We start from the raw sequence: 23779 nt of genomic DNA on the forward strand, positions 1-23779 counted from the left end.
AATGACATCACTTACGCAAGACATACAAGACAAGTTGAAACGTCTTACTACTTTTGAAAAAATTATAGCAATCAATGTTGTAGTTTACTTTATTGGTTGGTTGCTTGCAACTACACAAACTAATGTTTTTAGATCTGAAAGTTTAAGCTGGTTAGAGTTACCTAATACTTTTTCTGAATTTATTGGTAAACCATGGTCTATTATTACATATGGATTTACACATTTTGAGTTTTGGCATCTCTTTTTTAATATGCTTGTATTGTATTTTGTTGGGAGATCGTTTTCAAATTTATTTAGTATAAAAATAGCATTGAATGTTTATTTTTTAGGTATTATAACTGGAGGCCTTACTTTTATTTTAATATATGCATTATTTCCAAATGGATTTTTAAGTAATGTTGGTGCTTTAGTTGGCGCATCAGCAGGTGTACGTGCTGCTTTAATTTTTTTATGTGCATACATGCCAAATAAAGAAGTTGGTTTTGCGACTATACGTTTTAAATTAATGTACGTAGGTATTGCATTAGTTTTTTTAGATATAGTGGGTTTGTTTGGTGATAATCAGGGTGGTAATATTGCTCATTTAGGTGGAGCTCTTTTAGGATATTTTTATGCAATTCAATTAAAAAAAGGAATAGATATAGGAAAAGGATTTGAGCGTTTAATGGATAGTATAACAAGTTTATTCTCTAAAAAATCAAAAACAAAATTAAAGACTGTACATAAAAAGAGTAAGAAGAAAACTTATGCAGGGCATACTAAACAAGAGTTTGATGAGTTTAATACTCAGAAACGTATTGATATAATACTCGATAAAATCAGTAAAAGTGGCTATGATAGTTTAAATGAAGATGAAAAAGCGTTTTTGTTTAAGGCTGGAAAAAAGTAAATTATATGAAGAAGTTAAATACTTTAGACAAATTAGTGTTTTTCTTCAATTTATTTATAGCTATAATGCTATTGTTTTCTTATGTATTACCTTATGTACAACCTAAAAATTTTGCATTTCTATCTGTTTTAAGCCTTGGTGTACCGTTACTTATTGTATTAAATATTCTGTTCTTAATTTATTGGCTTCTTAAAGTTAAAAAACACTTACTAATATCTCTAATTGTATTAATTATAGGTTCTAAATATGTTACATCTTTATATAAATTTTCTTCTTCTAAAGATATTGAAAGCACTGATAATATTTCATTGATGAATTATAATGTGCGCTTGTTTAATTTATATAATTGGATACCAAGTAACAATACGCAAAAAGAGATTGTAAACCTTATAAAAGAAGCTGCGCCAGAAATAATTAGTTTTCAAGAATACCATCCACACGCAGATGTTGATTTATCATTTTATAAATATAAATACGAATCACTCTCAGGTTCTCGAATTAAATATGGTCAAGCTATTTTTTCAAAATACCCAATTATAGATTCAGGTTCTGTAAAGTTTCCCAGTACAGCCAACAATGCAATCTATGCGGATATTGTTAAAGATGAAGATACCTTACGTATATATAATGTTCATCTACAATCTTTACGTATTCAATCAGATCTAGAACAATTACAAATGGAAAACTCTGATGTGCTTATCGAGCATATAAGTGATGCTTTTGAAATACAACAATCTCAAGCCGAATTATTTATTAAGCATAAAAGTAAATCTCCTTATAGAGTTATTGTGTGCGGAGATTTTAATAATACTCCATACTCGTATGTGTACGATAAAATTAAAGGTGATTTAAAAGATGCTTTTCAAGAAGCTGGAAATGGTTTTGGACGTACATTTGATTTTAAATACTTCCCAACACGTATCGATTTTATACTTACAGATCCATCTTATTCTGTTAATAGTTTTAAAACCTACAAGAAGAAATTGTCGGATCACTATCCAATAATGGCTAAAGTAAGTTTACATAAATAAACAATCTATACTGTCTGCTAAAATATGAATGCATAATCCGATACCTAATAATCGTGTTTTTTTGGGGATTAGTAATATTATATATAAAGTTATTGCAATACTTGAATGTAGAGGGTGGAAATTAATACTACATCTATTAGCATCAAAAATAGGAGTTGCTAATAAATGATCTAAATCAATAAGCATTGTAGAGAGCATTATAATTAGCGCAATAATAAATTTATTTTTATAAAATAGTAATGCAATAATTATAGGTACAATAAAATGAACACCATAATGTAATGCTGATTGAAGCATTATAAGGGTAAGTTTTGAGTTTCTAAATATTGGAATGCATTAGTACCTTCATTGAAGAGTAAATCTAAAATACTAAGATTATTTATAAAACCGTGTTTAGATTCAAAAACTTGTGTATAAGGTGTAAATAAAGCTGCTTTTTCTTTTCTAACATTAGCAAGATAACGTAGATCAATACTATCTGAAACTTCAGTTTTGTAAACTGTTGATTTCTGATATGGAATCTCTAATTGCAAGCATTCTAAAATCCGATCAATGCATTCAAAATTAAAATCTAAAATATAATTATATTTTTTATGAAATAACGATGCTAATTCGTCTTCATAGTATTCAAAATAAGGTGATGTTCTATACGCACTTTGCAAAGATTTCCAATGCTGTGATTGCCAATAAGTGTCATTTACAATCTTAACATCTTTATAAAGTTGACGGTTTTTATGCGTATGACTTATAGGAATGTTTAAAGCTAGTTTTCCATTAGCTCCATAAATATAAGTTCGATTTCTGTAGGTTTGCTTTTGATAATTATCAAAAACTTCAAAAACAAGTGTTTTTGCCTTTGCAATAGCTGTAAAATGACTAATGTTAGGGAAATATGTTGGATGTAAAAGGATGTTCATTTATCTACTTTCACTCCTGCAAAAGCAAGAATTTAAATTACGCTTTTTTACGTTTACGCCATTTTTTATATCCGAATATTGCTAATAAAGCTGCTAAAAACGGAATTAAATATGAAGTGCGTTCGCCATTACCATGTACTGTAGTAAACACACGATCCCAACGTATTTTCCAATTTCCTATACCGTCATTAATACCATCAATACTCATCCAGATAAATACAGGCTTACCAACCACATGGCTAAAAGGTACAAATCCCCAAAATCTGGCATCTATTGAGTTATTACGATTATCTCCCATCATCCAATAATAATCTTGAGTAAAAGTATATGTAGTTGTCAACTCATCATTAATGTAAATTTGATTTCCTTTTACTTGAAGTTTATTGCCTTCGTATTCGGTAATTACGCGTTTGTAAAGAGGTAAAACATCTACGTTAATATCAACAGTAGTTCCTGCTTTAGGAATGTAAACAGGACCAAAGAAATCACTATTCCATTTATACTCTGGATCGTGAGGAAATATTGAAGATTCTCTTTTTCCTTTTTCATTTTTAAATAATTTGATAGATGCAACATTAGGATGATTTTTAAACCTATTAAAACTTTCATCAGAAATTGCAGGAAATAAAGCAACAGAACTATTTTGATTATAGTTTGGGAAATCTGTGATATTATATCTATTAGCTAATTGAGAATTATTGAATCTTCCATTTTTTGTTTCTACTATATATGAAAATTGTAGATGCGCTCTATCTGGTAACTCATTTTTAACACCATTTATATATACATAACCATTGCGAATTTCTAAAGAATCTCCAGGAATACCAACACAACGTTTTACAAGATTAGTTTTTTTATCTATAGGTTTATAGTAATTTCTATCTGGATTGAAATTATTCATGTCCAACAGAGTATCTGCAGGTTGGTTAAATACTACAATCTCATTACGATCTATTTTTTCAAATCCTGGAATTCTTAAATAAGGAAGTTGTAATTTATTTTTCCATGATGTTTTATTATTCTCAATTTTATCGTCAAAAAGATAAGATTTCTTTTTAAGTACAGGAATAGTATCATGTACCATAGGAGCTGCAACAGTAGTCATAGGTGCTCTTGCTCCATAATGAAATTTACTAACAAATAAGAAATCTCCAACTAATAATGACTTTTCTAGAGATGATGATGGAATCACGTAGGGTTGCATAAAGTAAGTATGTACCAAAGTTGCAGCTACAATAGCAAATAAAATAGAGCTTACCCAATCTCCAGATGAGCTTTTAGGTTGTAAACTCCTGTCTTTTATATACTCAACATTCAATACATAATTTATATAATAGTTATAAAACCCTAGGGTAATTAAAGCTAAAAATGTATCTATGTATGTATTTTTACCATAACTTCTAGCAGTTTCTACCCAAACTACAGGAAACATAATTAAGTTAATTATAGGAAGAAATAATAAGATCGTCCACCAAGGCGAACGATTAATAATTTTCATTAAAACTATTGCATTATATACAGGAATAAAAGCTTCCCAGGCTTGTCTGCCAGCTTTTAGATATAATTTCCAAGTTCCTAAACCATGAACAACTTGAATTATTAAGAAAAATATAAACCACTGCATTAATGTCATAATTGTAATTTTTAGTTGTTAGTTTGTAATAGATCAGCTTTATGCGTTACAGCTTACTAAGGTATTAACCAATATTTAACACATCATTCATTGTATATACTCCTGTTTTTCCCAGTAGCCATTCTGCTGCAATAACTGCTCCTAAAGCAAAACCATTTCTGCTATGAGCAACATGCTCTATTGAGATTTTATCAACCTCAGAATTATAATCTATAATGTGAGTACCTGGCACATTTTCAATACGCTTGGCTTCAATAGGTATTGAATTAGTTTTTGCCTGTGTTCTTAATGACCAATCCTTATATTCTGAGTTTTCAATAATCCCTTCTGCAAGAGTAATTGCTGTCCCACTTGGCGCATCTAGCTTTTGAGTGTGATGAATTTCTTCCATACTCACATTATACTGCTTAAGAGTACTCATCATTTTTGCTAAAGTTTTATTCAATTCAAAAAAGATATTTACCCCCAAGCTAAAATTTGAAGCATATATAAAACCACCTTGCTTTTCATTGCATAAAGCTACCATATCATCGTAATTATCTAACCAACCTGTAGTACCAGAAACTATAGGAATACTATGATTTAAACAATTAGAAATATTAGCTACTGCAGAACTAGGGATGCTAAAATCTATAGCGATATCAGCATCAGTTATATTATAATTTGTAGCATCTCTACCGATTTTTAATACTATGGTATGACCACGATCTAAAGCTATTTGCTCTATTACTTTTCCCATTTTACCATACCCAAGTAATGCTATTTTCATTTGTATATTTAAAATTTAAAATCTAAAGTTAATCCAAGACTTGTAGTGGCATCGCGTTCGTCAAACTTAAAATGTGGCTTTAATGCTAGATTTTCATCAATATTAAAGCTTAATAAATGAGCACTTACATTAGCTTCTATAATGTTTAACGCATAAATACCAATGGTTACTATTAATGCGAGATCTCTATTACGACTTAGTTGATCTTGAGCTCTAATAAGGCCATCTTGCGAAATTCTAGGAGTTGCTAGAGGGTTTCCATTCGCATCTGTTCCAAAAAATTCGTCATCTGAAAAACCAGCTAAACGCCTTTTAAATGCATCTCGATAACGATTAAATTCGTTATTGTTACTAATGTAAAATGCAACACCAGTACCAATAGCTGCATAAACAATAGGGATTTTCCAATATTGTTTATTATAAGCTTGACCAAGACCAGGTAATATTGCAGAATAAAAAGCAGCTTTAGAAGGAGCTAAAGGATTTATCCTTCTTTTTTTTATATCAAGATCCTTTACAATTATATTTTTATCATCTAACTGCTCTTCAACATCTTTATTTTGTTTTTCTTCTTGAGCAGAAGCTAAAAAAGGAAGCAGGAAAATGCTTAAAATAATAAAAAATTTATTTTGCACTTTTTACTAGTTTTTGAATTCGGTTAAAATCTTCTTCAGAATGGAAAGGGATTGTTATTTTACCGCTACCATTCTTTGCTATTTTAACGTCTATTTTATGACCAAAGTATTCTGAAATTTCTTTAATTCCTTTCTTTATATATTTTGGAGTTTCTTCTGTTTTAGGAGCTGTAACAACTTTTTCTTGTTGGTAATTTCTAACTAAAGATTCCGTCTCTCTAACAGAGAGTTTTTTAGATAAGATAATTTCGTATATGTCCAATTGTTTAATATGATCATCAATATTAATAATTGCTCTACCATGTCCCATCGAAATAAATCCATCTCGCATTCCTGTTTGTATGATGGGATCTAATTTTAATAAACGTAAGTAATTGGAAATTGTAGATCGTTTTTTGCCAACACGCTCACTCATTTGCTCTTGAGTTAAGCTAATTTCATCAATTAAACGCTGATAAGACAATGCAATTTCTATAGGGTCTAAATCTTGGCGTTGAATATTTTCTACTAAAGCCATTTCTAATGATTCTTGATCATTAGCAATACGAATATATGCAGGAACAGTTTTTAAACCAATTAATTTTGAAGCTCTAAAACGGCGTTCTCCAGAAACTAATTGATATTTATTAAACCCTGTTTTTCTAACAGTAATAGGTTGTATAACACCAAGTTCTTTTATAGAAGATGCTAATTCACGAAGTGACTCTTCATTAAATGATGTACGAGGTTGAAATGGGTTGACCTCTATAAGATTAAGATCTAATTCAACAATACTGCCTATAACTTTATCTGCATTTTTATCTTGTACAGATTTAATATCATTTTTAGGATCCTGTAATAATGCAGATAACCCTCTTCCTAAAGCTTGTTTTTTTGTTGCTTTCGCCATCTAAATCCCATTTTTTGTGATTATTTCCTTAGCCAAACTTAAATAATTGGCAGCACCTTTACTACTTACATCATAATTAATAATGCTCTCACCATAACTAGGTGCTTCTCCTAATCGGACATTACGTTGAATAATAGTTTGAAATACCATTTCGTTAAAATGCTTTTGTACTTCTTCAACAACTTGATTAGATAATCGTAAACGCGCATCGTACATGGTTAATAATAAACCTTCAATATCTAATTCTGGATTATGAATTTTTTGAACACTTTTAATAGTATTTAAAAGTTTACCTAATCCTTCTAAAGCAAAATATTCACATTGTATTGGTATAATAACTGCATCTGACGCAGTCAATGCATTAAGAGTAAGTAATCCAAGAGAAGGAGCACAATCTATTAATATATAATCATAAGACGATTTTAAATGCGATATAGCTTTTTTAAGCATATATTCTCTCTGCTCTTTATCTACAAGTTCAATTTCTATTGCTACCAAATCTATATGAGCAGGAATAATATCTACATTAGGGGTATTTGCAGAAATTATAGCTTCTTCTGCTGTACATGTATGTTCTAATAACTGATAGGTGCCTATCTGTATTGTATCTACATCAATACCTAGGCCAGATGTAGCATTAGCTTGAGGGTCAGCATCAATAAGTAATACTTTTTTCTCTAAAACTCCAAGTGAAGCTGCTAAGTTTACAGAAGTTGTGGTTTTACCAACTCCTCCTTTTTGATTAGCGATAGCAATAATCTTGCCCATAAACGTTTATAGATTTAGTGCGATAAAAATACGATTATTTATGGGTTTAAAAAATGAAATTTATAACTATATAAGGATTACTTTTTACCTAATATGTAAGCAGCTTTAAACCCGAAGTTTTGATTTGAAACCCTTAATCTATTATCTTCGAATGGACTTAAATTTGAAAAATATTTTGGTGTGAATGATAGAGAAAATCTAAAGTTTTGTATAGTTACACCAGCTTCAATGGAAACAGAAAGATCAGTGTTTGTTTCGTCTATGTTTCCTCCTAATTCATTTAATGATCCAGCTATATTTTCTGTAATAGTATAAGAATCAACACTAAAAGTAAAGTTAGTTCTGATAAAAGGGTTGACTTTAGCTTCAGGTAAAAAATTATATCTTGGACCTATAGATGCTAATATTGAATTTTTATCAACTGAGAGAGCATTAATACTGGCATCACTTTGAAAACTATACCCTAGTCCAATATCGAGAAACAATTTTTTTCTAAGTTCATTAAAATAAGAAGGTGAAAAATTTACATTCGCAAAAATTGAAAATGTATTTAAACTTTCATCAAAAGGGACATTGGTAGTTCCTGGAACAACAAATTCAATTTGCTGTGAAAGGTAAGATGCCCCTAATTCTACATTAATAATTCCTTTTTTCTTTGAAAATTCTAAATCTTTAATTTGTCTACCAGAGAATGTATATTCATTAGTATACTCAGCACATTGATTGTAGTTTTCAGTATATTCTTTAATAGAACTATAAGTAAAACGATTACCGTTTAATGAGCTTCTTACATCAGGGCAATCTTCAAAAAAAACAGTTAAAATCCCTCTGGCTTTGTCTCGAGATGTAACATAAGATTTATATCTTATTAATTCTTTCAGTCCTGATTTTTTTGATTCAATAATAAAATTTGTAGAATTTACATCTTTATATAAAGAAGCTTTGCCAGTCACTAAAATTTCTGCAATTTTAATAGTTTTATCTACCTGTTTTGTAATGTAAGTTTTATTATTACCGTTATATTTTAATGTGAGATTGGCAGTATTTAATACATTAATAATTTCATTTGAATTAGTAGCTTTAAATGTTAAAGATGTGGTTTTTGCATTTACTTTATTAGAAAAATTCCCCGAAATAATTTCATTGGATCTAGAGATTTCCCCAGGGTAATTAAAGTTTTGAGCATTGGTAAAAGTAAAAATGGATAATAAAATGATGGTAAGTGTTTTTTTCATAGCATAATAATTTTAATTAAATAACTAAAGATGAGTAAATTTAGTTATTATTTTATTTTTCTTTTTCGGAAAGATAATTAACAAAAACCATTCCTTTTTAAAATAAAATAAAATTATTTTTTTGATTTAATACTATAAGTAGAAATAAAAGCCGTCAAAAGTGCTACAAAAAATGTTAATATTCTGGAAGTAATATATTTTTCTTCCATCCCGGTGCTTATCCATATAATTGTAAATAAAACTCCAATAATTATAGTTAATAATGCAGCTTTACCATGAAATCGTTTCCAAAAGAGAGTTAGCATAATCACTACAGAAAAAGTACCACCAATACCCGCCCAAACATAAGAAACTAGTGTAAATATTAAATCGGATGGAGAAATATAGGCAATTACTAAAGCGATAACAGCTAAAAGCGCTGTGATTATTCTAGATCTTAATAAACTCTTTTTAGGATTAATTTCTTTTTTTGATAGTGGTTTAATTAAGTTTTCTGAAAGTTCTGTTGCAGACAAAATAAGTAGTGAATCGGCTGTAGATATCATTGCTGCAATTGCTCCAGTAATTAAAATAGCAGCGATAAAAGGAGGAAAAACCTCCAAAATTACTGCAGGCATCACAAATTCACGGTCTTCTAATCCATTGGGTCCAAAAATTGCAATTCCTATCCAACCAATACATAGTGCTCCTATGTACGCAATAATAGTCCAAAGTACCCCAATATTTCGCGCTTGCTTGGCTTGTTTAGTGTTCTTTATAGCCATAAACCGCATGCTTAATTGCGGTTGACCTCCTAGATAACCAAAAAACCAAGAGAAACCACTCATAATAATGATACCTGCTCCAAATCCTTTTAAGCCACCTAACATCGAATTATATTCTGGCCCCGCTTTTTGCAAAGCTCCGGAGATAGATTGTGCAAATAACTCAGGGTGATTAGATATATATATAAACCCCATAATTGGACCTATAATAAGTGCAATAATCATGACAATAGCCTGTATAACATCAGTGTATACAACACTTCTAAATCCACCATAGATAGTATAAGGAACAATGATTGTTGCAGTAATTAGCATACCTAATTTAGGGTCTATATCAAACATAGTATGTAATGTTTTACCACCACCTAAAAATTGTGCGCCAACATAAAAGAAAAAGAAAAACACAATGGTTGAACTTCCAACAATGCGAATCCATTTACCTACATCACCATGTCGCTTAGATAAGTATTCAGTAAATGTATTTATTTTATATTTTTCGGCTTCATCTCTTAAGCGCCAAGCCAAAACAATCCATGCAAAAATAATACCTGCGACACAACCTATAGCTGTCCATATTTCTAACAAACCAGTGGCATATGCCGCGCCAGGTAAACCTAATAATGCCCATGATGATTCTCCTGTAGCACGTTCAGATAAAGCTGCTACCCATCCTGGTAAATTACGACCTGCAATAGCATAATCTTCACTAGATTTTACTTTTCTACCTTGATATAAGCCCCACAAAATTAATAGAGACATATACGAGATCATAACGATAAGTAATTGCAGTTGGTTGTCCATAGGAGGTGTTTAAATTAAGCTTTAAATATAGTAAAACAATGATATTCTTTAACATTTAGAATTATCAATAGTAACAAATTTGAAAAAGATTAATCAATCAAGATTTCTAAAATTTTAATAGCTGCATCACTAATTTTAGTACCTGGACCAAATACAGCTACTGCACCAGCATCAAATAGATATTGATAATCTTGTTTTGGAATCACTCCGCCTACAATCACCATAATATCTTCACGACCATAGCTTTTAAGAGCTTCTATAACTTGAGGAACTAATGTTTTATGTCCAGCCGCAAGAGAAGATACTCCTAAAATATGAACATCATTTTCTACAGCTTGTTTAGCAGCTTCTTCTGGTGTTTGAAACAAAGGACCAATATCTACATCAAAACCGACATCAGCATAACCTGTTGCAACTACTTTAGCTCCGCGGTCATGACCATCTTGTCCCATTTTGGCAATCATAATACGAGGTCGACGACCATCTTGTTCTGCAAAAATATCTGCAAGCTCTCTGGCTTTTTTAAAGGAATTATCGTCTTTTATTTCTTTACTATACACTCCACTAAATGATTTTATTTGTGCTTTATAACGTCCAAATTCATCTTCAAGAGCATCACTAATTTCTCCTAAGGTGGCACGCTCACGAGCAGCTTTAACAGCTAAAGCTAATAAATTTTCTTGTCCTGAACGAGCAGCTTCAGTTAATTTTAATAATGCTGTTTCTACTTTATCAGAATCCCTTTCGCTTTTAATTCTATTTAAGCGTTCTATTTGTGAATTACGAACGGTTTGGTTATCGACCTCTAAAATATGCAACGGATCTTCTTCATCTAACCTATATTTATTAACTCCTACAATAACATCCTGCCCAGAATCTATTCGAGCTTGTTTACGAGCTGCAGCTTCTTCAATGCGTAATTTTGGTATTCCCGCTTCAATGGCTTTGGTCATACCACCTAGCTCTTCAACTTCTTCAATAAGAGACCAAGCTTTTTGAGCGATATCGTTTGTTAAAGATTCTACATAATAACTTCCAGCCCAGGGGTCGACTGTTTTTGTAATTTTGGTTTCTTCTTGTAAAAATATTTGTGTATTTCTCGCAATACGTGCAGAAAAATCTGTAGGCAATGCAATGGCTTCATCTAAAGCATTGGTATGTAAAGATTGCGTACCTCCAAAAGCTGCGGCGGCTGCCTCAATAGTTGTTCTGGCTACATTATTAAAAGGATCTTGTTCAGTTAAACTCCATCCCGAAGTTTGACAATGTGTTCTTAGTGCTAATGATTTTTCATTTTTAGGATTGAATTGTTTTACCAATTTTGCCCAAAGCATACGTGCTGCACGCATTTTAGCGATCTCCATAAAATGATTCATTCCAATTGCCCAAAAGAAAGATAGGCGAGGCGCAAAAGTATCAATATCCATACCTGCTTCAAGACCTTTACGTATATATTCTAATCCATCGGCAAGTGTATAAGCTAATTCAATATCGCAAGTTGCACCAGCTTCTTGCATATGATACCCAGAGATACTAATGCTATTAAATTTAGGCATATAATTACTGGTATATTCAAAAATATCTGAAATAATTTTCATTGATGGTGTAGGAGGATAGATATAGGTATTCCTAACCATAAATTCTTTTAAAATATCATTTTGAATGGTTCCAGCTAATTGTTCAGGAGATACGCCTTGTTCTTCTGCTGCAACAATATAAAATGCTAATATTGGTAGTACAGCGCCATTCATTGTCATAGATACGGACATCTTATCTAAAGGAATCTGATCAAACAGTATTTTCATATCCTCGACCGAATCAATTGCTACACCAGCTTTTCCAACATCTCCCACGACACGCTCGTGATCTGAATCATATCCACGATGAGTTGCTAAGTCAAACGCAACAGATAACCCCTTTTGTCCAGCAGCTAAATTACGTCTATAAAAAGCATTACTTTCTTCAGCTGTAGAAAATCCAGCATATTGGCGAATTGTCCAAGGTCTGCGCACATACATTGTGCTATATGGGCCACGTAAATTTGGAGTAAGTCCAGCTGCAAAGTTGAGGTGTTCTAAATTTTCAATATCACTTTTAGAGTAAGTTTGTTTTACCTCAATATCTTCAGCAGTAAGAAATGAACTTGTTGGATCTTGTTCTTTTTTTACTGCTCCTCCTTTTAAATTTATATGTTGAATATCTTTTCTACTCATTATCTAAACGTTTTTGTTCAACAGTTTCAGCTAAACGTTTTTCAATAATTGGTTCTATTAAAGTTTTTCGAGTATTTATTTTTATAAATGGATATAATTCCAAATCGTGTTTCATTTTATCATTAGGGTTTGGATGTTTATTGGTACCCAATAATACTTCCTCTCCGTCATTAAATAATGTTTGTTCTTTTATAGCACTTTCCTTTATTTTACGCTGAATTGTACCTTCTTTAAGTTGCTGTAAAAAACCACCATTAGTTTCAATATCTTTAAATAACTCTAATGCTTTCTCAGCAAACTGATGGGTTAGCTCCTCAATATAATAAGCACCATCTGCTGGATTATCAATTTTATCAAAATAACTTTCATGTTTTAGGACAAGCAATTGATTACGTGAAATACGCTCACCAAACTCGTTATCTTTATGGTAAATAGCATCATAAGATAAATTGCAAACAGTGTTTGCACCGCCTAAAATAGCACTCATACACTCAGTCGTTGTGCGCAACATATTTGTGTTATAATCATAAAGTGTTTTATTTCGTTTAGTAGGGGCCGCTATAATGTGGCAATCGGTATTAATATTATATTCTGAAGCAAGAGTGTTCCAGAGTAATCTTAAAGCTCTAAGCTTGGCAATTTCGAAGAAATAATTGGTGCCAATAGAGGTATTAAAAATTACTTTAAGAGATTGCTTATCATCATTCGCAATGATGTTATCAAGATGATTTAAATATTCGTTTGTATGTGCTAGTCCATACGTCAATTGTTGAATAATGTTTGCTCCAGCATTTTGATATAAAGACATGTCTACACCAAAGCTTAAAGTTTGCTTTACAATCGTTTCGAATTTAGAGTGATCTTCTTTTAAATTAGAATACCAATTCCCTGATTTAGCTAAATTGCCAATAATATCTGTATGAATAGAAATTTTTGCTTTTGCAGCAATTGTATTTAATTGTTTAACAAAGCTTTCTGAAAGGAATTGAAGTTCAAAATGTAATGAAATAGAAGTAAGATCGATATTCTTTATTAATTCATCAATAGAAATATCTTCTGATGGAATTATAAATTTAATACTTTCAGCTCCTCTATTTAATATATCTATAGCTTTTATGTTAGATTTTACTACATCTGCTACAAAAATAGATTGACATACGTCCCATTTTGAAGCTTCTGTTTTGATACCTTGAGATAGTTTAAAATCTTCTAAATGATAAAAAGGTTTTACATCTACTCCTTCAATAGAATTCCAAATTAATGTGTTATTATAATCAGCTCCTTTTAAATCTAATTGTATTTTTTGTTTCCAAGCTTTAATTGAAACAGGTTCAAATTCGTTGAATAATGATTTACTCATTCTCGTTTTTAATTTTGATGCTATCTTCGTATTCTATAATATAAATTTCTTCATTATCTTTCTTCATATGATATTTTTCACGGCCATATTTCTCTATGCCTTTATCATTACTTAATTTTTTTATGTCTTTCTGATCTTTTTGAATTTCATTTTGATAATATGCTTTCTCTGCTTCTAAATCTTTAATATCTTCATTCAATTCATTATGAATAAACCAAGAATTACTATCAAAAAAGAGCATCCAAACAGAAAAAACAATAAATATTAAAAAGAATAAATTTTTAAAGGGTTTTAAAAAACGTTTGTATTTATTTGGAAATTTAAGCATTATAGACGATCGTTAATAATAGTTCTTAAAATATTAACTGCTCCAGTGTTGTATTTGTTGTTTGGAATAATAATATCTGCATAATCTCTTGTTGGTTCAATAAATTGCTCATGCATTGGCTTTAATGTAGTTTGGTATCGAGATAGTACTTCATCTAAATCTCGACCTATCTCTGAAGTATCACGTTTTAATCGCCTTATTAAGCGCTCATCGCTATCGGTATTTACATAAACTTTAATATCGATCATATTTCTCAGATCAGGATTAGTAAGGACTAAAATACCTTCAATAATCATTACTTTTTTTGGAAGTATTTTTATAGTATTATTAGTTCGATTATGTTCTACAAACGAGTATACAGGTTGATGAATAGCTTTTCCAGCTTTTAAAACCTTGAGATGCTCTACTAATAAATCAAAATCAATAGAATCTGGGTGATCGAAATTAATTTTAACACGTTCGTTATAACTTAAATGCGAATTATCTTTATAATATGCGTCTTGCGAAACCACTCCAACTTCCTTTTTAGGGAATTCTTTTAATATCTGATTTACAATTGTAGTTTTACCACAACCAGTTCCACCAGTGATTCCTATAACTAACATTGGTTTTATTTTAATTTAGTTATAAAGTTAATCAAATATATGAGCAATTATTTTTTTATTCCTGCAACTTCTTCTTTAGTTATCATTTTGTTATTTTCATTACCCCAACTATTGGTAATGTAGTTCATAACATCTGCAACCTCATCATCTTCTAAACCTAAGCGAGCCATAAAACCATTATAAGTTTCGCCATTAACTGTAATTTCTCCTCGTTGCCCATATTTTATACCCTTAATGCTTGCTTCTCGATTATTTTTTAAATAATCAGAACCGGCGAGAGGAGGGAAAGTACCCGCTACTCCTTTACCTGTAGGTAAATGACAAGTTACACAAAAATCTGCATAAATTTCGGCTCCACGTTTAATGCTTTCTTTTAGTTTATTAGCATCTTGTAGTGTTGTTTCGTTTGAACTTGAAATATTTACTAACAATAAAGATATTACAGTGATACAACTTAGTATAAGTGTTTTCATTTTATGTTTTTTAATTTTTCAATTTTATTTTTTTGGCATAATTTTTATAATGCCTTTTCCTTCTACAGCAGCGTAAATGTAACCATCAGGTCCTTGACGTACATTACGTATACGCCCTAAACCATCTAATATCTTTTCACGCTTAACTACTTTATCACCTTTAAGAATAACGCGTTCTAAATATTCAAATTTTAAAGATCCAGCTAAAAGGCTTCCTTTCCAATCAGGATATATATCAGAAGTTACAAAAGCCATACCACTTGGAGCAATAGATGGTACCCAGAAAAATAGTGGTTGTTCCATTTTAGGTAAAGCTGTGTTTTCTGTAAAACTTGTTCCGTTGTAGTTAATACCATAACTAATTGTTGGCCATCCAAAGTTTTTTCCTTTTTTAATGATATTTATTTCATCTCCACCACGCGGCCCATGTTCGTGCACCCATATCTTACCTGTTTTTGGATGTTTAACCATCCCCTGTGGGTTACGGTGCCCGTAACTATAAATTGCAGTTTTAGCATTTGGTGAATTTACAAATGGATTATCGGATGGAATACGTCCATCATCATGTATTCTGTATATTTTACCACAATCACGAGTAATATCTTGTGGATTTACATCTCTATTTCCTCGATCTCCAATAGAAAAATATAAATAACCTTCGTTATCGAACTCCAAGCGAGAACCAAAATGCTGCCCTCTTCTTGAGTTAGGACCAGCTTTGTATAATAATTGATTTTCTACAAATTTGTTGCCTTCTAATTTTGCTCTCATTATAGCTGTGTTTCCGCCATCACCAGCACCTTCAGCGGATGCAAACGAAAAATAAATCCATCCGTTATTTTTATAATCCGGATGTAATTCAAGATCTAATAAACCACCTTGACCACGAACATAAATATCTGGTAAGCCATCGATATAAGTTTTTTTACCATCTTTAAAATGAATTAACTCTCCAGACTTTTCTGTGACAAGCATACTTCCGTCAGGTAAAAAAGCCATTCCCCAAGGAATTGCTAATTCTGGTATAACAGTTTCTACAGTATAATTAATTTCTGAAGGAGCTTCTGCTAGTATAGTAGATTGAATTTGATTATTAATAGCAGAATTATTCTGAGCACAAGCAAAATTAGCTGTAAATATAATTGCAAGTAAAAGGCTTAAATTTTTCATTTGTTTTGTTTTATGAGTACTTGAAAATATAATGAATGAATTTGTTGTTTTTTATTTGAACGGTTAAAGATACTACATTAATTAAAAATTATAATTAACATTAACACCACTATAATAATTCACAGGATTACCTGGATAAAAAAATCGAGGCGCATTACCACCAAATCCCCTGGCATTTATAAGTATTTGTGAAGCGTATTCTTCATCAAAAACATTATCTAGTCCAAAATAAGCATTTAAATTCCATCTTTGATTGATAGCTAATTTATAACCTATTTTTAAATTAGTGAGATTATAAACTTCTGAAAATTGAGAGTTACTATCTGTTATAGGAATACGACCTACATGCTGAAAATTAATATTTCCATAGAGACCTATTTTAGTATTAAAATCAATTCCTGCATTTAATACTTCGGATGGTACACCAGTTAAATCATTTCCAGAAAAATTATTGTCATCATCAATAAATTCTTCAAATTTAAAATCATTAAGCGTATATGTTAAAAATGTATTTATAGATAATTGCTCTTTTTTTAACCACTGATAATCTAGAGAAACTTCTAAACCATCATTTTGAGTTTCACCTGCATTAATACCAATAAACTGATCATCAGCAGTACGACGTGATACTAATAAGTTACGAATATCTAATCTAAAAACTGAAACATTGTATTGTAAACGATTATTAATGAGAGTCCCTCGTGATCCAATTTCAAAGTTCCATCCTGTTTCTGGTTCAAGTTCTGTGTTTATCTGACCATTTGGTAATAATGTTTCTTGAAGCGTAATAGGAGAGAAGCCATGACTTGCATTAGCAAATGCACTAATATTATTAGTGAACTCGTGTGAGATACCAAATTTTGGAGATACAATACCATCAAATCTAAAATCACCTGATTGATCTGGGTTGCTTACTGAAGCTATAAAACGATCGTCAAGGTCATAAGCTGTTTGATTAAAATTTACACCAATAGATAATCTCGTTTTCTCTGATATATCGTAATTAGTATCAAAAAAGATATTGTAATAGGATCTGTTTTCTTTAAAATCTGATAAGCGATCACCTTCTACACTACCAGTACCAATAGGGAAATCAAGATATAAATTTTCGAAAGTTCCAGATTTTAGGCGATCATTAAAAAACTCTCCTCCAAATGTCCAATTAAGCTGTTTGTTAAATAATTTGAAACTCCCTAATAATCTACTTCTAATACCTATAGCAAATAAATCTTCTTCTAAAATATTAAAAGGCCTAGGTTCATACGATTTTCTAAACGAAGTAAATACGCTTGTTGTTTGTTTTAAATTATCATGATATTGATGATTCCAAGATAATCCAAAGATTCCACGTTGAGAATCTTCAAATCCTTGTGCTTGCCCCCAAGTAAAAGCAGCAGCTCTAGGATTATTTATAAATGTATCTTCATTAATTGAACTCGGGATAAATGCTTTTAAATCGACATAACTTCCTAAAAAAGATAGCTCGTCTTTTTTTCCTAGGTAATGATTTGTATTAACTGTAACGGTTTGCCTGTCATACTCGTTATTATCTCTATAACCATCGCTATGTGTGTTACTATAAATTGCCCTAAAACTATTTTTATTAGTTCCGTGGTTTATATTTATAGTTTCTTTTATTAAACCAAACGATCCAATATTAAGTTCTCCACTTACATTTGTTTGATTAAGGTATGAATTCTGTGGTGTGAGATGTATCGTTCCTCCCAAACCAGCACCATAAATACTTGAAGCTGCCCCTTTTATTATTTCTAAACGAGAGATTGCACCAAGCTCAAAATCTTCTATTGTAGTTTCACCATTTCCTGTGGTTAATGGAATATCTTTAAAGTAAGCACGTATATTTGCGGTACCAAATAAATTGCGAGCACCTATCCCTCTAATTGTTATTCGATTAGTGTTTAAAGCACCACTTTGTTGAAATACACCAGGAACTCGATTTAATACCGAAGCAGTATTATAATCATTACCTCGATTAATATCTTTTTGAGTAATGATACTTGTGGCTGTTACTGATTTTTTTAATGATTGAGGAATATTATTTGTACTAACAAGAACTTCGTTTAATTCTGAAGGCTCAATAGACATTTGTATAATTATATATTCTGAACCTTCTGATATTGAAATTTCTAAATCTTGATACCCTGTTTTTTTAAGCTGATATGTTCCTGAGGTTACCTCAAACTTACCATTAGAATTTGTAGAAGTTGCTAAATTATTTTGAGTATTAAGAAGCGTAACCTTAGATAAAGGGGTTCTATTTTCACTATCAATCACTTTTCCTTCTATAGTTTGTTGACCATAAATAAGATTGGAAAACATAATAATAATAAATAAAAAAATCTTTTTAAATGCTGAAGAATAGGTTAGTAATGTCATTTATTAGTTTAAAAATCAAGGAACAAAACTAAGTGTAAAAAATGAGTTTAATTTCAATTTTTTCTAAATCATATGTTAATTTTTAAGGAATAAATTTGATTACTTGTCTTAAATAAAAAAAGGCTGTCGAAACTTCGACAGCCTTTTATTACCACAATAGTTTATTGATTGACTAATTCAAATAATTAATTTATGGATTTTAATTTTGAACCAATAATGGGTTATTATCTGTTGCACGTTGTGGGATTAACCATTGCCATCTTGGATCTCCAGCTGGTACAGTTTCAATTATTGATTGCGTTGGATTAAAGTTAGAGTTTGCGAAATCTCTATCTAATGGTAAATCCATACGTTTTAAATCATAAAATCTAAATCCTTCACCCCATAACTCAACACGTCTTTGTATTAAAATTTCATCAATTAAATCTTGACCTGTGTTAGTAGATAATGTATAAGCAGCATCTCTAGCTTGAGCCATTGGTAATAATGCATTAGCAGCACCAGGATCGTCTCCCATTCTTGCTCTCGCTTCAGCTTCAATTAAATACATTTCTGATACTCTCATATAAGGTTGATCCATACGGCTATCTCCTGTACCTTCAGCAATAAATTTCTGATTAGTATACGGGAATCTTTGGTGACGACTAGATATTTCTACCCCAGGTGGTAAATCTGGATGTGTTCCGTCTGGTGAAAATAATCTTGCACGAACATCTGTTGGAGATATTTGATCGTATAATAAACGGTTAATTGACTTAGGATTACCTCTAATATTAGATGAACTAAAGTTTCTTGAAACCCATGCTCCGTAGTTTCCAAATAAATCTGTTTGATCTTCTTGAATTGAACTACCCCACATCCATTCACTACTTTCTAAATTTGTAAAATTATTAAAGTAATCTGCTTCATTCATTAAAGTAAATCCATTTCTAGCAGCAACTGCAGATTGTGCAGCCATAGGATAATTACCTTGCACTAAGTAAACTCTTGCTTGCAATCCTTCAGCCACACCTTGACCAATATTTGAATCACCTCCTCTACCTGCACCCGCAAGTAATGGAATAGCCTGAGCTAAATCTGCGTGAACTTGAGTATAAACTTCTTCAACTGTATTACGAGGAAGAGCTTCTGCATCTGTATCAGTTCTTATAACCACTCCTAATTGTGTGTTGTTTCCACCTGGAACATATCTACCTCCAAAAAGTTGTACTAATTGGAAATGCGACCATGCTCTATAAACCAAAGCTCTACCTAAAGCAATATCTCTTTCTTCCTGAGGACCTACAGCATCTGCTGCTCCTCCAATAATTGTGTTTGCATTACGAATAATTCTGTAATAAACTCTATATGGAAAATCATCATTAGCACTTAATGCACTAGTATGACTAAGCCATTGTCCAGTCCCAATAAACCAACCGTTAGCACGAGCATTCATTACATAATCATCACCTAAAACTTCGTTTTGAATCATGATTGATTGAATACCTGTTCTACCTTGTGCTCCGTATCTTATATATAATGATCTATTAATACCGTTTAATAATAGATTTAAATTACCAGTTGTTGCAGTCGCAGAAGAAGCTGATACTGCATCGGTAGGGACTCTTTCTAAAAACTCCTCTTCACAAGAAGTAAATACTATGCCTATAAGTAATAGGCTTAATACAATTAATTTGTTACGTGTTTTCATACTTATTTTTTTTAAAATGTAAGGTTTAAACCAAGAGTGATCGTTCTAGCTGGAGTAAATGTATTTGTTGTGTTACCATTAAATGTTTGAGTGGCATCAAGACCTCTTCTTCCATTAGCTTGAAAAATATTCTCTCCATTTGCATAAATTCTTCCTGCAGTTATTCCTAAATAATCATTGATTTTAGGAGAAAGATTATAAGCTAAACTTACTTGTCTTAATGCTAAGAAATCTGAAGAAATTAAAAATCTGTCTGATAAAACGTCAAAATTAGCTAATTGACTTGCATCTAAACGAGGTTGATTAGTAATATCTCCAGGTTGTTGCCATCTGTTTAAGATATCTCTAGCAAATGCAGTTCCAGCTCTACCTGAGTGTAATAACTGTTGGTAATTAGTATCTAATGTCTCACCTCCTAATTGGTAAATGAATGTCATTCCTAATTCAAATTGCTTATATCTAAAGTTATGCGTAAATGCACCAGCTAAATCGTATACTGCAGATCCTATGAAAGATCGTAAAGCATCATTTTGATCTGTAGTTGCAACAGTACCATCTGCTTGTACTCTAACACCTGGATCTCCTGCTACTGCTAACTCTGGATCGGCAACATAAAGTGCTGCTCCATCTGCTGGGTCAACTCCTACGAAATCTCTTATAAAATATGCAAATAAATCACCACCTACTCTTAATCTTTGGCTATTACCAACTGTTATTTCTGCATTATCGTCTGGTAACTCTGTAATTTCATTTTTTAAAGTAGTACCATTTACATTAACATTCCAGCTAAAATCTTGTGTTTTTATAGCTTCAAAATTTAAGTCAAACTCAAATCCTCTATTAAATAAACTTCCGATATTTGCAGGTGCTGTATCAACTCCATTTTCACGTGCTTGTGGTACATTAAATAATAAATCTTCAGATTCTCTATTGTAATATTCAAAAGTACCGTTAATTCTATTATTAAATAAACCAAACTCTATAGCAATATCAGTTTGAATATTCGTTTCCCATGTTAAATCTGGATTACCACCAGCACTAGCTAATAAAATACCAGGATTTGGACCATCATTTAAACCTAAATCAAAAGTATCTAAAGCTGGGAAGAAACCTAAGTTGTCATTACCTAATTGTCCGTAAGAAGCTCTTAATTTAAGATCATTAACCCAACTTACATTATCCATAAAGCTTTCTTTTACTATTCTCCAAGAACCACCTACAGACCAGAAGTTACCCCATCTGTCGTTTATAAACCTTGAAGAAGCATCTCTTCTAAATGAACCAGATAAAAAGTATTTACCGTCGTAGTTATAATTAGCACGAGTAAAGAAACCTTCTCTAGTTAAAGTAGATAAACCTGAATCGGCATTAGTTGTTGTTGTAAAGTTAATAAGCTCTGTATTACCATCTACAATTAAACCTGTTCTGTTTGCTTGTAAAAATGTAATATCTTGTTGGAAACTTTCATGACCACCTAATAAATTAATATTATGATTACCAATACTTTTATTCCACTCTATTAACTGTGTGTAGTTTTGAGTGTCTATGATTTGTGAAAATCTACTAGCTCTACCATCAGGAGAAGCATCACCAACTACTGGGTTACCAAAAGTAATATTGAAGAAATTACGTCTATCTAAAGATGCATTAAAAGTTGCTTTAAAATCTTTTAAAAACGTAAACTCAGCATAAGTTCTAGCACCTAATGTACTAATAACGTCTCTATCTGTATTTAATAAATTTTCTAAAATTACATTTCTACCATTAGTAATACCTGCTCTGGTATCACCAAAATCGAATTGACGATTTCCATCATCATCTAATACAAAATCACCAGTAACTGGATCATGTAAGAATACTGGGAAAATTGGTGCGATAGTTCTAGTAGTTGCAAAAGGATTTACTAAACTATTAGTAGCACCAGCATTACCATTATTAGATCTTGAAGATGCAGCTGATAAATTAATACCAGTTTTAAACCAATCGTTTAATTTAGTATTTACATTAATACGTGTGTTAAATCTTTCAAAGTCAGAACTTACAATAAATCCTTCTTCTTTAAAATAACTTAAAGATGCAAAATAATCTGTGTTTTCATTTGCGCCACTATAAGTGAAATCTGCATTTTGTTTATTACCAGTTCTTATAAGTGGATCTTGATAATCCAAATCAGTAAATAATAATTGAGCATTTGGATTAAGTAATCCATCCGTTCCTACTATTTGATTATTAGGAACATTAAATGGGTTAACTCCAAGGGCATCAAAAACATTATCTGTAGCAAATTGATTTGCAGTGACTAAATCAGATCCAGAAGTTATTTGTTGATTTCTAATAGACTCCCATATTAAAGGATAATACTCTTCAGCAGTTACTCTTCTGTATTCTTCAATACTTCTATCAGTAAAACCTTGACTAACATTTAATGTAAATGTATTTTTACCTTGCTTACCTTTTTTAGTTGTAATGATTACAACCCCATTAGCAGCTCTATTACCATAAAGAGCGGTAGAAGCAGCATCTTTTAAGATACTAAATGAAGCAATATCATTTGGATTTATACTCGAAAAACTACCAGAAAACTGGCTTCCATCTAATATAATTAAAGGTGCTTGAGATGCGTTTACAGATCCAAAACCTCTAATACGTATAGCTGGAGTTGAACCAGGTTGTCCATTAGCACTAGTTAATCTAACACCTGCGGCAGCCCCATCTATTGCTACTAAAGGATTACTTAATCCTCTTTTTTCAATACGTTCAGTAGTAATTTGTGTAACAGCACCTGTTAATTGTTCTTTAGTTGAAGTACCATAAGCAACTACTACAACTTCATCAAGTGTAGTATCTGCAGCTAAAGTGACGTTAATTGTATTAGAAGCACCTACAGTAATTTCTTGTGTAGTTGTCCCAACATAACTAAATACTAAAACATCTCCTACGCTTGCACTAATGGAATAATTACCATCAAAATCTGTAGAAGTACCAGTTTGAGTCCCTTTAATTTGTACTGAAACACCTCCTAAGGGGAGATCTCCATCAGTAACAGTACCTGTAACTGTTTTTGTTTGCGCAAAGCCAATTTGCACTAATAACACTAACGATAGTGTTAAGATAAATTGTAATCTTTTTTTCATGAGAAAATAAATTTGTTTATAGAATTGGTTAGTATTCAGTGTTAAAACTAGTAAAAATATTGTAATGAAATGTTAAAT

Annotated in this window: 20 protein-coding genes; 2 read left to right on the forward strand and 18 right to left on the reverse strand. The window is 31.3% G+C overall.

Features of this window, described 5'->3' with window-relative positions; translation table 11 throughout:
- Nucleotide 1 precedes the first annotated feature (1 nt).
- Nucleotides 2–889, forward strand: coding sequence for a rhomboid family intramembrane serine protease (locus D1817_06565; GenBank protein AXT19545.1), 888 nt, complete (start codon nucleotides 2–4; stop codon nucleotides 887–889).
- A 5-nt stretch (nucleotides 890–894) separates the two neighbouring features.
- Nucleotides 895–1920, forward strand: coding sequence for an endonuclease (locus D1817_06570; GenBank protein AXT19546.1), 1026 nt, complete (start codon nucleotides 895–897; stop codon nucleotides 1918–1920).
- On the opposite strand, the gene D1817_06575 is transcribed toward D1817_06570, so the two are convergent.
- The 18 genes from D1817_06575 to D1817_06660 form a co-directional block, all read right to left on the reverse strand.
- Nucleotides 1909–2217, reverse strand: coding sequence for a hypothetical protein (locus tag D1817_06575; GenBank protein ID AXT19547.1), 309 nt, complete (start codon nucleotides 2215–2217; stop codon nucleotides 1909–1911). The genes D1817_06570 and D1817_06575 overlap by 12 nt on opposite strands.
- Complete coding sequence (locus tag D1817_06580) at nucleotides 2217–2837, reverse strand: hypothetical protein (GenBank protein AXT19548.1); 621 nt, start codon at nucleotides 2835–2837, stop codon at nucleotides 2217–2219. The genes D1817_06575 and D1817_06580 overlap by 1 nt, the downstream gene beginning before the upstream one ends.
- A gap of 37 nt (nucleotides 2838–2874) precedes the next feature.
- Nucleotides 2875–4470, reverse strand: coding sequence for a signal peptidase I (gene lepB / locus D1817_06585; protein AXT19549.1), 1596 nt, complete (start codon nucleotides 4468–4470; stop codon nucleotides 2875–2877).
- Between the two features lie 64 nt (nucleotides 4471–4534).
- Entirely contained in the window at nucleotides 4535–5239 is a 705-nt protein-coding gene (gene dapB, locus D1817_06590; protein AXT19550.1) for a 4-hydroxy-tetrahydrodipicolinate reductase, read from the reverse strand.
- 8 nt (nucleotides 5240–5247) lie between these two features.
- Entirely contained in the window at nucleotides 5248–5874 is a 627-nt protein-coding gene (locus tag D1817_06595) for a hypothetical protein (protein AXT19551.1), read from the reverse strand.
- Nucleotides 5864–6763 (reverse strand): ParB/RepB/Spo0J family partition protein, encoded by a 900-nt coding sequence (locus D1817_06600; protein AXT19552.1) that lies wholly within the window; start codon nucleotides 6761–6763, stop codon nucleotides 5864–5866. The genes D1817_06595 and D1817_06600 overlap by 11 nt, the downstream gene beginning before the upstream one ends.
- Nucleotides 6764–7531: a ParA family protein gene (locus tag D1817_06605; protein AXT19553.1), complete on the reverse strand. Its 768-nt coding sequence runs from the start codon at nucleotides 7529–7531 to the stop codon at nucleotides 6764–6766.
- A 77-nt stretch (nucleotides 7532–7608) separates the two neighbouring features.
- Nucleotides 7609–8766 (reverse strand): hypothetical protein, encoded by a 1158-nt coding sequence (locus D1817_06610; protein ID AXT19554.1) that lies wholly within the window; start codon nucleotides 8764–8766, stop codon nucleotides 7609–7611.
- 113 nt (nucleotides 8767–8879) lie between these two features.
- The gene (locus tag D1817_06615) at nucleotides 8880–10331 is read right to left on the reverse strand and encodes a sodium/proline symporter (protein ID AXT19555.1); all 1452 of its coding nucleotides are present in this window, start codon (nucleotides 10329–10331) and stop codon (nucleotides 8880–8882) included.
- Nucleotides 10332–10420: 89 nt separating this feature from the next.
- On the reverse strand, nucleotides 10421–12544 hold the full coding sequence (locus D1817_06620) for a methylmalonyl-CoA mutase (GenBank protein AXT19556.1): 2124 nt from the start codon (nucleotides 12542–12544) through the stop codon (nucleotides 10421–10423).
- Nucleotides 12537–13904 (reverse strand): methylmalonyl-CoA mutase, encoded by a 1368-nt coding sequence (locus D1817_06625; protein AXT19557.1) that lies wholly within the window; start codon nucleotides 13902–13904, stop codon nucleotides 12537–12539. The genes D1817_06620 and D1817_06625 overlap by 8 nt, the downstream gene beginning before the upstream one ends.
- A complete protein-coding gene (locus tag D1817_06630; protein ID AXT19558.1) occupies nucleotides 13897–14232 on the reverse strand; it encodes a septum formation initiator family protein in 336 nt (111 codons plus the stop codon). Before D1817_06630 ends, D1817_06625 begins: the two co-directional genes overlap by 8 nt.
- Nucleotides 14232–14837, reverse strand: coding sequence for a uridine kinase (locus D1817_06635; protein ID AXT19559.1), 606 nt, complete (start codon nucleotides 14835–14837; stop codon nucleotides 14232–14234). Before D1817_06635 ends, D1817_06630 begins: the two co-directional genes overlap by 1 nt.
- A gap of 47 nt (nucleotides 14838–14884) precedes the next feature.
- On the reverse strand, nucleotides 14885–15310 hold the full coding sequence (locus D1817_06640; protein AXT19560.1) for a cytochrome c: 426 nt from the start codon (nucleotides 15308–15310) through the stop codon (nucleotides 14885–14887).
- 24 nt (nucleotides 15311–15334) lie between these two features.
- Nucleotides 15335–16480 carry a PQQ-dependent sugar dehydrogenase gene (locus D1817_06645; GenBank protein ID AXT19561.1) on the reverse strand — a complete coding sequence of 382 codons (1146 nt, stop codon included), beginning with the start codon at nucleotides 16478–16480 and terminating at the stop codon, nucleotides 15335–15337.
- 81 nt (nucleotides 16481–16561) lie between these two features.
- Nucleotides 16562–18877 (reverse strand): TonB-dependent receptor, encoded by a 2316-nt coding sequence (locus D1817_06650; GenBank protein AXT19562.1) that lies wholly within the window; start codon nucleotides 18875–18877, stop codon nucleotides 16562–16564.
- A gap of 199 nt (nucleotides 18878–19076) precedes the next feature.
- Nucleotides 19077–20567 carry a RagB/SusD family nutrient uptake outer membrane protein gene (locus tag D1817_06655; protein AXT19563.1) on the reverse strand — a complete coding sequence of 497 codons (1491 nt, stop codon included), beginning with the start codon at nucleotides 20565–20567 and terminating at the stop codon, nucleotides 19077–19079.
- Between the two features lie 11 nt (nucleotides 20568–20578).
- The gene (locus tag D1817_06660) at nucleotides 20579–23701 is read right to left on the reverse strand and encodes a SusC/RagA family TonB-linked outer membrane protein (GenBank protein AXT19564.1); all 3123 of its coding nucleotides are present in this window, start codon (nucleotides 23699–23701) and stop codon (nucleotides 20579–20581) included.
- Nucleotides 23702–23779: the final 78 nt, after the last annotated feature.

Source organism: Flavobacteriaceae bacterium (genome assembly GCA_003443635.1).
Classification (GTDB): Bacteria; Bacteroidota; Bacteroidia; order Flavobacteriales; family Flavobacteriaceae; genus AU392.